This is a genomic window from Acidovorax sp. GW821-FHT09A11 (genome assembly GCF_059418365.1).
Genome location: NZ_JBWKPS010000002.1, coordinates 440,566 through 454,643 on the forward strand (window position 1 = coordinate 440,566; position 14,078 = coordinate 454,643).

A 14,078-nucleotide genomic window follows, 5' to 3' on the forward strand; every position below is an offset into this window, starting at 1 on the left:
GAGCGGGAAAAGAGTCTCGAACTCTCGACCTCAACCTTGGCAAGGTTGCGCTCTACCAACTGAGCTATTCCCGCATTTTTCCTACCGCAGCCGATGTTTCCATCTGCATGAATCAGCAAGCCTCAAATTATATCGCTATTTTTTGGCTCTATTCGATTGCAAGCCAAAAAAGTCAACCAACTGACCACCATCCATCCTCCACGATCCGGCCGATGCAAAGATCCCGCAGGATCCTGTGCCGCATCGACGGCACAAACCGTATCTGGAGGCGCGGTCCGGAGTCGAACCGGACTAACCGGATTTGCAATCCGGGGCATAACCGCTTTGCTACCGCGCCAGGAATTCACATTCCTCTGACAAAAAAGGGAAGCAATTGCTTCCCTTTTTGTGGAAATTGGAGCGGGAAAAGAGTCTCGAACTCTCGACCTCAACCTTGGCAAGGTTGCGCTCTACCAACTGAGCTATTCCCGCATTTTACCGAAGCCTCACATTGTACAACGTTTGCTGCGATGGAATGAATTGTAGCGCATTTTTTGAAGCATCCCAAAAACTTTTTCTTCAATGCTTCAAGCCATCCGTGGCCGCGGCCGAACCCGCGCTCTTCTCCGCCGCAGCAGCGGCCACCACGGCCACCTCCTCGTCCGTCAGGGGCACGGGTTTGGTTTCCAGCGCGATCTCGAGCACCTTGTCGATCCAGCGCACGGGCACGATCTCCAGGCCGCTCTTCACGTTGTCCGGGATCTCGGCCAAGTCCTTGACGTTCTCTTCGGGGATCAGCACCGTCTTGATGCCGCCACGCAGGGCCGCCAGCAGCTTTTCCTTGAGCCCTCCGATGGCCGTGACCTCGCCACGCAGCGTGATCTCGCCCGTCATCGCGACGTCGCCACGCACGGGAATGCCCGTGAGCGCCGAAACGAACGCGGTGGTCATCGCGGCACCCGCACTCGGACCGTCCTTGGGCGTCGCGCCGTCCGGCACGTGGATGTGGATGTCGCGCTTCTCGAAGGTCTCATCCTTGATGCCCAGGATGCGCGAGCGGCTTCGCACCACCGTGCGGGCAGCCTCCACCGATTCCTTCATCACGTCGCCCAGCGAGCCGGTGCGCGTGATCACGCCCTTGCCGGGCATGGCGGCGGCCTCGATGGTCAGCAGGTCGCCACCCACCTCGGTCCATGCCAGGCCGACCACCTGGCCCACCTGGTTCTGCGCCTCGGCACGGCCGTAGGTGTACTTGCGCACGCCCAGGAAGTCGGGCAGGTTGTCGGCGGTGACGATGACCTTCGGCTCGAGCTTCTTGAGCTGCAGGCCCTTGACCACCTTGCGGCAGATCTTGGACAGCTCGCGCTCGAGCGAGCGCACGCCGGCCTCCCGCGTGTAGTAGCGCACCATGTCGCGCACGGCGGGCTCGGTGATCTCGAGCTCCTCGTCTTTCACGCCATTGTTCTTGAGCTGCTTGGGCAGCAGGTACTTCATGGCGATGCTGGTCTTCTCGTCCTCGGTGTAACCCGACAGGCGGATCACTTCCATGCGGTCGAGCAGGGCCGGCGGGATGTTCATCGAGTTCGAGGTGGCGACGAACATCACGTCGGAGAGGTCGAAGTCCACCTCGACGTAGTGGTCGCCGAAGGTGTGGTTCTGCTCGGGGTCCAGCACCTCCAGCAGCGCGCTCGAGGGGTCGCCCCGGAAGTCGGTACCGAGCTTGTCGATCTCGTCGAGCAGGAACAGCGGATTGCGCGTGCCCACCTTCGAGAGGCTCTGCAGCACCTTGCCCGGCAGCGCGCCGATGTAGGTACGGCGGTGCCCGCGGATCTCGGCCTCGTCGCGCATACCACCCAGGGCCATGCGCACGTACTTGCGGCCGGTGGCCTTGGCGATGGACTGGCCCAGGGAGGTCTTGCCCACGCCAGGAGGTCCCACCAGGCACAGGATGGGCGCCTTCACCTTGTCCACGCGCTGCTGCACCGCGAGGTATTCAAGGATGCGGTCCTTGACCTTGTCCAGGCCGAAATGGTCTTCGTTGAGCACGCCCTCGGCATTGACCAGGTCGTGCTTGATCTTGGTCTTCTTGCTCCAGGGGAGCGCCGTGAGCACGTCGATGTAGTTGCGCACCACGGTGGCCTCGGCCGACATGGGCGACATGAGCTTGAGTTTCTTCAGCTCGGCGTCGGCCTTCTTGCGCGCCTCGGCGGGCATCTTGGCGAGCTTGATCTTCTTCTCGATCTCCTCGATATCCGCGCCTTCGTCGCCTTCGCCCAGTTCCTTCTGGATCGCCTTGACCTGCTCGTTGAGATAGAAGTCGCGCTGGTTCTTCTCCATCTGGCGCTTCACGCGCCCACGGATCTTCTTGTCGACGTTCAGGATGTCGACTTCGCGGTCAAGCTGCTCGAACAGGTTTTCCAGCCGCGCCTTCACGTCGGCGAGATCCAGCACGACCTGCTTGTTTTCGAGTTTGAGCGGCAGGTGGGCCGCAATGGTGTCGGCCAGGCGGCCGGGGTCGTCGATGCTGGAGATCGAGGTCAGGATCTCTGGCGGAATCTTCTTGTTGAGTTTGACGTACTGGTCGAACTGCTGCATCACCGCACGGCGCAGGGCTTCGATTTCGCTCGGCTTGTTGGCCTCGGGCGTGGCTTCGACCGGCGTCACGGTGGCCGTGAAATGGGTTTCGGCATCCTCGATGGAGGCCACCATGGCACGCTGCTGGCCTTCGACCAGCACCTTCACCGTGCCATCGGGCAGCTTGAGCATCTGCAGGATGGTGGAGACGCAGCCCACGTCGAACATGTCCGACACGGAAGGCTCATCCTTGGCCGCGGCCTTCTGAGCGACCAGCATGATGCGGCGATCCGCCTCCATGGCCATCTCGAGCGCCTTGATGCTCTTGGGACGGCCCACGAACAGCGGGATGACCATATGGGGAAACACCACCACGTCGCGCAGGGGCAACAGCGGCAGGTCAATGGGGGTGGCTGGCAGGGGGGTGTGTCCGGACATGGAAATCCTCAAAGTGCTCTGTGGAAGTTGGTCCACATGTGGGGATTTTCAACCCTGGCGCGCAGCCGCACTGCCGCCAGGGTTGATGGTTCAAGGGGCGGCAACAAGGCGCCCGCTCCGGGCATTTCAGGCCTTTTTGGCCGCTTCGCGGTAAACGAGCAGCGGCGGCTTGTTTTCTTCGATGGTGGACTCATCCACCACCACCTTTTCGACATTGCTGGTGTTGGGCAGGTCGAACATCGTTCCGATCAGCGATTGCTCCAGGATGGAGCGCAGGCCGCGCGCGCCAGTTTTTCTGGCCAGCGCCTTGCGGGCAATGGCCTTCAGCGCGGCGGGGCGGATCTCCAGATCCACGCCTTCCATGGCCAGGAGCTTGCTGTACTGCTTGACCAGCGCATTCTTCGGCTCGGTCAGGATCTGCACCAGCGCGTCCTCGCTCAGCTCGGCCAGGGCCGTCACCACGGGCATGCGGCCCACCAGCTCGGGGATCAGGCCGAACTTGATCAGGTCTTCCGGCTCGATCTCGGTGAACACCTCGGTCAGCGAACGCTGCTTCTTGCTCTTGACCGATGCGCCGAAGCCGATGCCGGATGCTTCGGTGCGGTTCTCGATGACCTTCTCCAGGCCCGCGAACGCGCCCCCGCAGATGAACAGGATGTTGGTCGTGTCGATCTGCAGGAAGTCCTGGTTCGGGTGCTTGCGCCCGCCCTGGGGCGGCACGCTGGCCATCGTGCCTTCGATGAGCTTGAGCAGCGCCTGCTGCACGCCCTCGCCCGACACGTCGCGCGTGATGCTGGGGTTGTCCGACTTGCGCGAGATCTTGTCGATCTCGTCGATGTAGACGATGCCGCGCTGCGCGCGCTCCACCTCGTAGTTACAGCTTTGCAGCAGCTTCTGGACGATGTTCTCCACATCCTCGCCCACGTAGCCGGCTTCCGTCAGCGTGGTGGCGTCGGCCATCACGAAGGGCACATCCAGCATGCGAGCCAGGGTCTGCGCCAGCAGCGTCTTGCCGGAACCTGTGGGCCCGATCAGCAGGATGTTGCTCTTGGACAGCTCCACCTCGTCCTTGTGGGCCTTGTCCTTGTGGCGCAGGCGCTTGTAGTGGTTGTACACCGCGACCGCCAGCGTGCGCTTGGCCACATCCTGGCCAATCACGTAGTTGTCGAGATTGGTCTTGATCTCCACCGGCGTGGGCAGATCGGCGCGGCCTTCGCGCGCCAGGTCACCGGCCGGGAGCTCATCGCGGATGATCTCGTTGCACAGGTCAATGCACTCGTCGCAGATAAAGACCGACGGGCCAGCGATCAGCTTCTTCACTTCATGCTGGCTCTTGCCGCAAAAAGAGCAGTAAAGGGTTTTTTCGCTGGAAGAGCCTTTTTTCTCGGCCATGGGGGCAATGCCTTGCTTGTTACGGAAAGTTGTCGGGATGATAACCAAATAAAAAACGGCGTCTTCCCTCAGGGAAAACGCCGCCGCGCGACCCTGTGGCTATCAGGAGCGCTTGCTGATCACCTGGTCGACCAGGCCATATTCCTTGGACTCGTCGGCCGACAGGAAATAGTCGCGCTCGGTGTCGCGCTGGATCTTCTCCAGCGGCTGGCCCGTGCGCTCGGCCAGGATCTTGTTCAGTTGCTCGCGCGTCTTGAGGATCTCGCGCGCATGGATCTCGATCTCGGTCGCCTGGCCCTGCATGCCGCCCAGCGGCTGGTGGATCATGACTTTCGAGTTGGGCAGCGCAAAGCGCTTGCCCTTGGCGCCCGCCGCCAGCAGGAAGGCACCCATGCTGGCCGCCATGCCCGTGCACAGGGTCGACACATCGGGCTTGACGAAATTCATGGTGTCGAAGATCGCCATGCCGGCGCTCACCGAACCGCCCGGGGAGTTGATGTAGAACGAAATGTCCTTGTCGGGGTTTTCGCTCTCCAGGAACAGCAGCTGAGCCACCACGAGATTGGCGGTCTGGTCGTTGACCGGCCCCACCAGAAAAATCACACGCTCCTTGAGCAGGCGCGAGTAGATGTCATAGGACCGTTCGCCACGGCCCGACTGCTCGATGACCATGGGGACCATGCCCAGGCCTTGTGTTTCCAATGCGCTCATGTTTTCTCCAGACAAGCAGGTACTGTACCCAGAAATGAATTGGGGCTTGTGCACGAAAGCACAAGCCCCTGTATGTGTCGGCAACAACCGGGCAGTTCGGTAACCGACAAGCCGCCCGGCCAGGCCTATCAGCCCTGTTGGGCCATCAGTTCGTCGAACGACACGGACTTTTCGACCACTTTGGCCTTGCCCAGCACGAATTCGGTCACATTGTTCTCGATCACGACCGCTTCGACTTCCGCCAGGCGCTGGCGGTCACCGAAGTACCAGCGCACCACGTCCTCGGGCTTCTCGTAGCTGGCGGCCAGCTCGTCGATGTGGGCCTTGAGCTGCTCGGGCTTGGCCTGCAGTTCGTTGGCACGCACCAGTTCGGCCAGCACCAGGCCCAGGCGCACGCGGCGCTCTGCCTGGGGACGGAACACGTCTTCAGGGATTTCGGCCTTGTCGGCGTCCTTGATGCCGCGCTGCTTGAGTTCTGCACGGGCGCCTTCGAGCAGGCGGGCGATTTCAGCCTGCACGCTGGAATTGGGCAGGTCCAGTTCGGCCTTGGACACGAGAGCGTCCATCACGGCCTGCTTGTTGCGGGCCAGCAGGCGGAACTTGACTTCGCGCTCCAGGTTCTTCTTGATGTCGGCGCGCAGGCCTTCCACGGAACCATCGGCGATGCCCAGCGACTTGGCCAGGGCGTCATTCACTTCGGGCAGGTGGGCCGCTTCGATCTTCTTGACCGTGACGAGGAAGTCCGCCGTCTTGCCGGCCACGTCCTTGCCGTGGTATTCCGCAGGGAATGCCAGGGGGAAGGTCTTGCTTTCGCCCGACTTCATGCCGCGCACGGCTTCCTCGAACTCCTTGAGCATCTGGCCTTCACCGACCAGGAACTGGAAGTCTTCGGCCTTGCCGCCTTCAAAGGGCTCGCCGTCGATCTTGCCTTCGAAGTCGACCGTCACGCGGTCGCCGTCTTGCGCGGCGGCTTCGAGCGCGCGCTGCGCAAAGCTGCGGCGCTGCTTGCGCAGGATGTCGATGGTCTTGTCGATGGCCGCATCGGTCACTTCGGCCGACAGCTTTTCGACTTCCGCGTCCGCCAGATCGGCGATCTTGACTTCGGGGAACACTTCGAAGATGGCGTCGAAGGTCATCTGGCCCTCGGGAGCGCCGTCCTTCTCGGAGATGCGGGGCTGGCCGGCGACACGCAGGTTGGCTTCGTTGGCGGCCACGGCGAAGGCTTCACCGACCTTGTCGTTGAGCACTTCGTACTGCACCGAGTAGCCGTAGCGCTGGGCCACCACGTTCATGGGCACCTTGCCGGGACGGAAACCGTCCATCTTGACCGTGCGGGCCAGGCGCTTCAAGCGCGTGTCGACTTCGGACTGGATCAGGGTGACGGGCACGCTCAGCGTGATCTTGCGCTCGAGCTTCTCAAGGGTTTCAACAGTAACGGCCATGGCTATTCCTCTTATGAATGTGGATCGTGCTGGCTGCAGCGCAGCGGCGCCGTGTTCCGCAAAGTCTCACATGGGTGGTGCGCGGGGGGGGACTCGAACCCCCACACCATTGCTGGCGTCAGGACCTAAACCTGGTGCGTCTACCAATTTCGCCACCCGCGCGGTTCTACAACAAACAAACAGGCGGCACGAACTGCCGCCTGTGTGAAATCGGTCAACCTTCTATTTTACCCTGATGCGGGCAGGGTGGGAATCAAACCCCTCCAAGGACCTCCGGCGCCGGCCTTTTGACACGGAACCAGGCAGCATACATCGCGGGCAGCGCCAGCAGCGTGAGCACGGTGGCCACCACCAGCCCGCCCATGATGGCCACGGCCATCGGGCCCCAGAACACGCTGCGCGACAGCGGGATCATGGCCAGCACCGCAGCCGCGGCCGTGAGCACGATGGGGCGCAGGCGGCGCACGGCGGATTCGACGATCGCATCCCACGCCGGCACGCCCCGCGCGCGGTCCTGCTCGATCTGGTCGATCAGGATCACCGAGTTGCGCTGGATCATGCCCATGAGCGCGATCACGCCGAGCAGCGCCACGAAGCCGAAGGGGCGGTTGAGCAGCAGCAAGGCCGCCGCCACGCCCGCCAGCCCGAGCGGCCCGGTCAGGAACACCAGCATCGCGCGGCTGAAGCTGTGCAGTTGCAGCATGAGCAAGGTGAAGGTGATGAACAGCATGACCGGAATGCCCGCCGCGATCGATGCCGAGCCCTTGGAGCTTTCCTCCACGGCACCCGCCACCTCGATGCGGTAGCCGGCCTGCCCCGCGGCACGCCACTTCGCCTCGATCTCCTTGAGGGCAGGCAGCAACGCCGCCGTCACCGTGGCGCCCTGCAGGCCCTCGGTCACATCGCCCTGCACCGTGATGGCGTAGTCGCGGTTCTCGCGCCACATCACGCCCGGCTCCCAGGTGAACACCGGCTTGGCGATCTGCGTGAGCGGAATCGACTTGCCCGACGCCGTGGGCAGATAGGCATTGGCGATGTCGGTGATCGCGTTGCGCTCCTCCTGCGGCTGGCGCAGCAGGATGTCGATGAGCTTGTCGCCCTCGCGGAACTGGCCCACCTGCGTGCCCGACAGGATGGTCTTGGAGGCCTGTGCGATGGACTGGCTGGTCACGCCCAGGGCGCGCGCCTTGGCCTGGTCCACTTCCAGGCGCAGCACCTTCACGGACTCGTTCCAGTTGTCGTTCACGCCGCGCATGTCGGGGTTCTGGCGCAGCTGGGCTTTCACCTCGTCCGCGCGCTCACGCAGCACCAGCGGATCGGGGCCCACCACGCGGAACTGCACGGGGTACGGCACGGGCGGCCCGTTGGGCAGCAGCTTCACCCGGCCGCGCACCTCCGGAAACTCCTGCGCCAGCAGCGCCGGCAATTTCACGCGCAGCGATTCGCGCACCTTCAGGTCCTGCGGCAGCACGATGAACTGCGACACATTGCTTTGCGGGAACACCTGGTCCAGCGGCAGGTAAAAGCGCGGCACGCCCGACCCCACCCAGGTGCTCACGGAGCTGACCCCAGGCTCGGAGAGCAGGCGCTGCTCCACCCGCTTGGTGACTTCTTCGTTGCCCGCGAACGAGGTGCCCTCGGGGAACCAGATGTCCACCAGGATCTCCGGGCGGCTCGAATCCGGGAAGAACTGCTGCTGCACCTTGCCCATGCCGGCGATGCCCAGCGCGAAGGTGAGCACCGTGGCGCCGATGGTGAGCCAGCGGTGCTGCACGCACCAGTCCACCAGGCGGCGGAAGGTGCGGTAGAACGGACTGTCAAACACCTCGTGGGGATCGTCCGTGATGCCTTGGCTGGCCTGCGCGGCCAGCACGTGGGGCGGCACCTTGAGCAGCAGCGTGCCCAGGTACGGCACGAAGTACACCGACACGATCCAGCTGAGCACCAGCGCGATCACCGTCACGGCAAAGATCGCGAACGTGTATTCGCCCGTGGTGGACTTGGCCAGGCCGATGGGCAGGAAACCCGCCGCCGTGATCAGCGTGCCCGTGAGCATGGGCATGGCCGTGATCTCGTAGGCGAAGGTGGCGGCACGCACCTTGTCGTAGCCCTCCTCGAGCTTGAGCACCATCATCTCGACCGCGATGATCGCGTCGTCCACCAGCAGGCCCAGCGCGATGATGAGCGAGCCCAGCGAAATCTTGTGCAGGCCGATGCCCCAGTACCACATGGCCAGGAAGGTCACGGCCAGCACCATCGGGATGGTGATGCCCACGACCAGGCCGGGGCGCGGGTCGATGTACCAGCGCTTCCACAGCGGATTCTTGCCGGGGCGCCTGTGGAAACCCAGCGCGATGAAGCTCACCGCCAGCACGATGACCACCGCCTCGATCAGCACCTTGACGAACTCGTTCACCGAGGTCGCCACGGCCTTGGGCTGGTCCTGCACGTTGACGAGCCTGACGCCCGCCGGGAGGGTGCTGCCAATGCGGTCGGTGGCCGTGTGCAGTGCCTTGCCCAGCGCGATGATGTCCCCGCCCTTGGCCATGGACACCCCGAGCGCGATCACTTCCTGCCCCTGGTGGCGCACCTTCACGGAGGCCGGGTCCACATAGCCGCGCTTGACCTCGGCGATGTCCGAGAGACGCAGCTGCGCGCCCGACGGCCCGCGGATCGGCATGGCGCCCAGGTCTTCGACGGCATTGAACTGCCCTTGCACGCGCACCTGCACCTGGTCCTGCGGCGTCTGGATGGCGCCCGCGCTTTCCACCGCATTCTGCTGGCCCAGCTGGGCCAGCACCTGGTTCATGTCCAGGCCCAGCTGCGACAGGCGCTTTTGCGAGATTTCGATGAAGAGCTTCTCGTCCTGCACGCCGAAGAGTTCGACCTTGGCCACGTCAGGCACGCGCAGCAGCTGCTGGCGCGCGTCGTCGGCGAACTGTTTGAGTTCGGCATAGCTGAAGCCCTCGGATTCCAGCGCGTAGATCACGCCGTACACATCACCGAAGTCGTCGTTGAAGAACGGTCCCTGGATGCCCTGCGGCAGGGTGTAGCGCATGTCGCCCACCTTCTTGCGCACGCTGTACCAGACGTTGGCCACCTCGCTGCCCTTGGAGGAGTCCTTGATCTGGAAGATGATCTGCGACTCGCCCGGCTTGGAGTAGCTGCGGATCTTGTCCGCATAGGGCACTTCCTGCAGGGTGCGCTCGATCTTGTCGGTGACCTGCTCGGCCACCTGCTGCGCCGTGGCGCCAGGCCAGTAGGTGCGCACCACCATGGCACGGAAGGTGAACGGCGGGTCTTCGTCCTGCCCGAGCTGGAAGTAGGCCGCGAAGCCCAGCAGCATCAGCACCACCATCAGGTAGCGCGTGAGGGCGGGATGGTCGAGCGCCCACTTGGAGAGGTTGAACCCCTCTTTGGGTTGTACTTGCGTCATGGCCGGCCTCAGTTGGCAGTGGAAGCCGCGGGCGCCACAGCAGCGGCGGCAGGATTTGCTACTGAATTTATAGCTGTTTGCGCTTTACCGGCGGGCGCCGAGGCCACTTTTGGCTGATAAACCAGCACCTTCTGCCCGGGTGAGAGCACGTGCACGCCCGTGGCCACCACCTGCATGCCGGGCGTGAGGCCCGCGGCCACCACGGCCTCGTTGCCATCGGCCGTGGCGATCTGCACCACCTGCGACTTCACGGTGCTGCTGGCCGCGTCGTACACCCACACGGCCGTGGACTGGCCCTCCTGGCGCAAGGCACTGGTGGGCAGCTTGATCGCCTGGATGCCAGCGTGGCTCAACGCCTTGGGCGTCACATACACCGTGGAGCCCAGCGCGGGCGCGTCGCCGCTGTCGATGGCCACCTTCACCTGGTAGGTGCGGGTGGCGGCGTCGGCACTGGCCGCGACTTCGCGCACGCGCCCCGCCAGGGGGGCGCCGCCCGACCAGCCGCGCACCGCCACCTCGGAGCCTTGGGCAATCTGCGCCACCTTGTCTTCCGGCACCGCGAACACCACGTCGCGGGGGCCGTCCTGCGCGATGCGCACCACGGGCGTGCCCGCCGACACCACCTGGCCCGGTTCGGCATCGATGCCCGTCACCACGCCCGACACGTCGGCCACCAGCGTGGTGTAGGCCGCCTGGTTGCCCTGCGACGACAGCTGCGCGCGGGCCTGGTCCAGCGTGGCCTGCGCGGCCTTGAGCGTGGCATCGCGGCGCTCGAGCTCGGCGCCGCTGATGAAGTTCTGGTCCTTCAGGGCCTGGTAGCGCTTGTAGTCGGCGGCCGCCAGATCGCGCTGCGTGGTCGCCGATGCGAGTTGCGCGCGCGCGGCGTCGGCAGCCAGCTGGTAGTCCTTGGGGTCCAGCTGAGCCAGCACCTGGCCGGCCCGCACATGCTGGCCCAGTTCGGCCTGGCGCTGCACGATCTTGCCGGCCACGCGGAAACCCAGGCGCGATTCCACGCGCGCCCGCACCTCGCCCGAATACTCCAGGCTCGATTGCAGCGCCCCCATGCCCACCGTCAGCAGCTTCACGGAGCGCACGGGCTCCTCGGGCGGAGCGGGGCGCGAACAGGCGGCCAGCAGGGCCGCCGTGGCCAGCACCAGCAGGTACCTGGAATGCCGTTGAAAGGGCCGCGAAGCGGAAGGTGTGCGCATGGAAAATCCGGTGAGTAAAAAAAGGGCCACAAGGAGCTGCGGGCAAACGCAGGCACGGGCCAGCCTCCTTGTCCCTGTCGAAGATTATTCTGATTACTGACTGACCGGTTAGTAATCTATGAGAAGCCTCCCGCCTTGTCAAGCGACAATCCCGGGTGTGAACGACCGATCCAGCCCCCCCTCTCCGACCGCCCCCACGCCGCCGCCGGCCACCCCGGTGGCCGCGCCGCCCGTGACCCACTACGAGAATTTCCCCGTGGCATCGCTGCTGTGCCCGCCGCGCCTGCGCCAGCCCATCGCAGCCATCTATGGCTTTGCCCGCACCGCCGACGACATCGCGGACGAAGGCGATGCCCCGGCCGCCAGCCGCCTGGCGGACCTGGCCGCATACCACGCCGATCTGCAAGCCATCGCCCAGGGCCGGCCCCCGTCGCCCCGCTGGGCCGGCGTCTTCCTGCCCCTGCAAGGGGTGCTGCGCAGCCACCAGCTGCCCCTGCCGCTGCTGCAGGACCTGCTCAGCGCCTTCGTGCAGGACGTGGAGAAAACCCGCGACGCCGAGGGCTACGCCGACCGCAGCGAGCTGCTGGACTATTGCCGCCGCTCGGCCAACCCGGTGGGCCGCCTGCTGCTGCATCTGTATGGCGTGACGGATGCCAAGGCGCTGCAGGAGAGCGATGCCATCTGCACCGCCCTGCAGCTGATCAACTTCTGGCAGGACCTGGGCGTGGACATCCCCCGAGGACGCCACTACCTGCCGCGCGCCGACTGCGCGGGCCACGGCGCCGGCCAGGCCGAACTGCTGGCGCTGCAAAGCACACCCGAAAACGCCCGCCTGATCATCAACTGCGCGCGCTGGGCGCGCGCCACCATGTGCAGCGGCGCCCCCCTGGTCCACCGTCTGCCCGGCCGTGCGGGCTGGGAGCTGCGGCTGGTGGTGCAAGGCGGCCTGCGCATTCTCGACAAGGTGGACGGGCTACAGGGCGGCAGCCTGCACACCCGCCCCCGGCTGCACGCGTGGGACTGGTGCGTGATGCTCTGGCGGGCAGTGGCGATGTGAGTCAACGCGCTTTCAGGCCACCGCCAGCCACGCGCAGAACGCGGCCGACACCGGGTCGTCCGCCGCGCGCGCGGGCCGCAGCCAGTAGTAGTTCTTCTCGCCCGACAGGCGCTGGGCAAACGGCATGACCAGCAGGCCACCCGCGAGCGCATCGCCCAGAAATCGGGGGTTGCCCAGCGCCACGCCCAGGCCCTGGAGGGCGGCTTGCACGCTCAGGTGCGCGTGGTCGAACACCAGGTCGCCCGCAGGCTGCAGGCCTGGCGCGCCCGCCTCTTCCAGCCACCGCTGCCAGGCCACCGGCGTGGACCGGCTGTGCAGCAGGGTGTGCCGCGCCAGCCCCTGCGGCGACTCCATCGCCCCATCGCCCGCCAGCAGGGCCGGGCTGCACACCGGGGTGAGCTTGTCGGGGATGAAGGGCCCCAGCGCCACGTCCCGCCAGCCCGCGCGCGCGGGCAGCGCCGCCAGCTCGCTGTCGGCGAAGCACCGGATCGACACGTCGTACTGGGCGGGCTCGAAATCCAGGTGGCCCAGCGTGGTGACCAGTTGCACGTCCAGCCCCGGCATCTGCGCGCAAAAACCCGCCAGCCGCGGGATCAGCCACTGCGAGGCCAGCGTGGACGTGGCATTCACCACCAGCGTGCCGCGCCGCGTGAGCCGCTCGATGCCCGCCGTGGATTGCGCCATCAGATCCAGTGCGCGGGTGAGCCCGGGCAACAGCGCCGCGCCCGCGGTGGTGAGCGCCAGCCGACGGCCTTCGCGCGCCACCAGGGCCACGCCCAGCCAGGACTCCAGGGCCTTGATCTGGTGGCTCACGGCGCTCTGCGTCACGCTCATTTCGCGGGCCGCATGGGTCACGCTCAGCAGGCGCCCTGCCGCCTCGAACGCACGCAGCATGTTCAGCGGCGGCAGGCGGCGTGCGCCGTTGCCCCCGCCCGGACCGGCGGGCGACAGGCCGGCACTGCTTTTGCCATGAGCTGAATTCATGATTTGACGAAATATTGTCGATAGTCACAGGCTGGCGTGCTCCGTACGATCACCGGCATGCATCGAAACCCACCTGCGGACTGGATAGATTTACTCATTATGTGCCGGGTGTGCACGGCACCGGTGGCCGCGCCCTGCCGTCCGCCCTCGCCAGCGCCCTGGCGCAGAGGCTACGCCCGGTGGTTCTTCGCGCCATGGGCCGCCTCCCAGGCCGCGAGGGCGCTGTCCGCGAGCGGGCTGCAACCGGGGCACCTCCGCAGCGAAGGCCCCGCATGACGGCGGGACGCGCCGCGCGGGCCCTGTGCGTGGGGGTATGGCATGCACGCACCACGCTCTCCATCCGCGTGGCCTGCATGGCCTCTGATTCACCGCCCGGCGGGCGGCAGGACGACCATGGGCAGTTCATGCAGGTGCTCGCGGCGGCCGAGCGCCTGCTGCGCGAAGCCGGCGCCGATCCCCGGAGCATCCTGTCGTGCGACGTGTTCGTGCGCGGCCCCGCCGCCCGGACCGCCGTGCTGGCGGTGCTGCGCCCACGGGCCGCGCGCTGGCCCACACTCCCCCGCATCACGCCACACCCTTCGCCTTTCACACCCCAGGCCACGGTGTCCCTCGCACTCGTGGCGGCCCGGCCCACCCCACTGTAAGAAACATTCATGGGTGGCAAGCCGAGCCATGCGGCCTGGTGGGAGCGGCCAGAGCGATACGGCAAAAGCGCCGCTACCGCTTTTGCCCGTTCAATATTTTGCTATCAATATTGAAATTCAGCACGTGCAACGCCGCGCAGGGTGATGGACCCGGGGCCCCGCTCATCAGGGATTACGCGTGTGCCGGCCGGCGCCTGCACGGTTAGCCTCGCG

General features: G+C 65.6%; 9 protein-coding genes and 4 tRNA genes. 2 read left to right on the forward strand and 11 right to left on the reverse strand.

All coding sequences use genetic code 11. The features are described 5' to 3' along the window. Window position 1 precedes the first annotated feature (1 nt). From AC07PV_RS06075 to AC07PV_RS06120, 10 genes are all read right to left on the reverse strand, one after another. Window positions 2-74, reverse strand: a tRNA-Gly gene (locus AC07PV_RS06075). A 189-nt stretch (window positions 75-263) separates the two neighbouring features. Then, a tRNA-Cys gene (locus tag AC07PV_RS06080) sits at window positions 264-337 on the reverse strand. Window positions 338-395: 58 nt separating this feature from the next. Continuing rightward, window positions 396-471: transfer RNA gene (locus tag AC07PV_RS06085), tRNA-Gly, on the reverse strand. 87 nt (window positions 472-558) lie between these two features. Continuing rightward, on the reverse strand, window positions 559-2,991 hold the full coding sequence (lon, locus tag AC07PV_RS06090; RefSeq protein ID WP_218340778.1) for an endopeptidase La: 2,433 nt from the start codon (window positions 2,989-2,991) through the stop codon (window positions 559-561). 126 nt (window positions 2,992-3,117) lie between these two features. Then, window positions 3,118-4,383: an ATP-dependent Clp protease ATP-binding subunit ClpX gene (clpX, locus tag AC07PV_RS06095; protein WP_218294104.1), complete on the reverse strand. Its 1,266-nt coding sequence runs from the start codon at window positions 4,381-4,383 to the stop codon at window positions 3,118-3,120. A 102-nt stretch (window positions 4,384-4,485) separates the two neighbouring features. Continuing rightward, the gene (clpP, locus tag AC07PV_RS06100) at window positions 4,486-5,094 is read right to left on the reverse strand and encodes an ATP-dependent Clp endopeptidase proteolytic subunit ClpP (protein WP_304505098.1); all 609 of its coding nucleotides are present in this window, start codon (window positions 5,092-5,094) and stop codon (window positions 4,486-4,488) included. 128 nt (window positions 5,095-5,222) lie between these two features. Continuing rightward, window positions 5,223-6,536: a trigger factor gene (tig, locus tag AC07PV_RS06105; protein ID WP_218294103.1), complete on the reverse strand. Its 1,314-nt coding sequence runs from the start codon at window positions 6,534-6,536 to the stop codon at window positions 5,223-5,225. 75 nt (window positions 6,537-6,611) lie between these two features. Further along, a tRNA-Leu gene (locus AC07PV_RS06110) sits at window positions 6,612-6,698 on the reverse strand. A 91-nt stretch (window positions 6,699-6,789) separates the two neighbouring features. Further along, the gene (locus AC07PV_RS06115; RefSeq protein WP_218340777.1) at window positions 6,790-9,972 is read right to left on the reverse strand and encodes an efflux RND transporter permease subunit; all 3,183 of its coding nucleotides are present in this window, start codon (window positions 9,970-9,972) and stop codon (window positions 6,790-6,792) included. A gap of 8 nt (window positions 9,973-9,980) precedes the next feature. Next, window positions 9,981-11,180, reverse strand: a complete 1,200-nt coding sequence (locus tag AC07PV_RS06120; RefSeq protein WP_494629715.1) for an efflux RND transporter periplasmic adaptor subunit — start codon at window positions 11,178-11,180, stop codon at window positions 9,981-9,983. 118 nt (window positions 11,181-11,298) lie between these two features. Here AC07PV_RS06120 and hpnC point away from each other — a divergent pair, with 118 nt between their 5' ends. Continuing rightward, a complete protein-coding gene (gene hpnC / locus AC07PV_RS06125) occupies window positions 11,299-12,237 on the forward strand; it encodes a squalene synthase HpnC (RefSeq protein ID WP_494629716.1) in 939 nt (312 codons plus the stop codon). A 12-nt stretch (window positions 12,238-12,249) separates the two neighbouring features. On the opposite strand, the gene AC07PV_RS06130 is transcribed toward hpnC, so the two are convergent. After that, entirely contained in the window at window positions 12,250-13,221 is a 972-nt protein-coding gene (locus AC07PV_RS06130; RefSeq protein ID WP_494629717.1) for a LysR substrate-binding domain-containing protein, read from the reverse strand. Window positions 13,222-13,493: 272 nt separating this feature from the next. Here AC07PV_RS06130 and AC07PV_RS06135 point away from each other — a divergent pair, with 272 nt between their 5' ends. Then, window positions 13,494-13,865 carry a RidA family protein gene (locus tag AC07PV_RS06135; protein WP_218294099.1) on the forward strand — a complete coding sequence of 124 codons (372 nt, stop codon included), beginning with the start codon at window positions 13,494-13,496 and terminating at the stop codon, window positions 13,863-13,865. Window positions 13,866-14,078 lie beyond the last annotated feature (213 nt).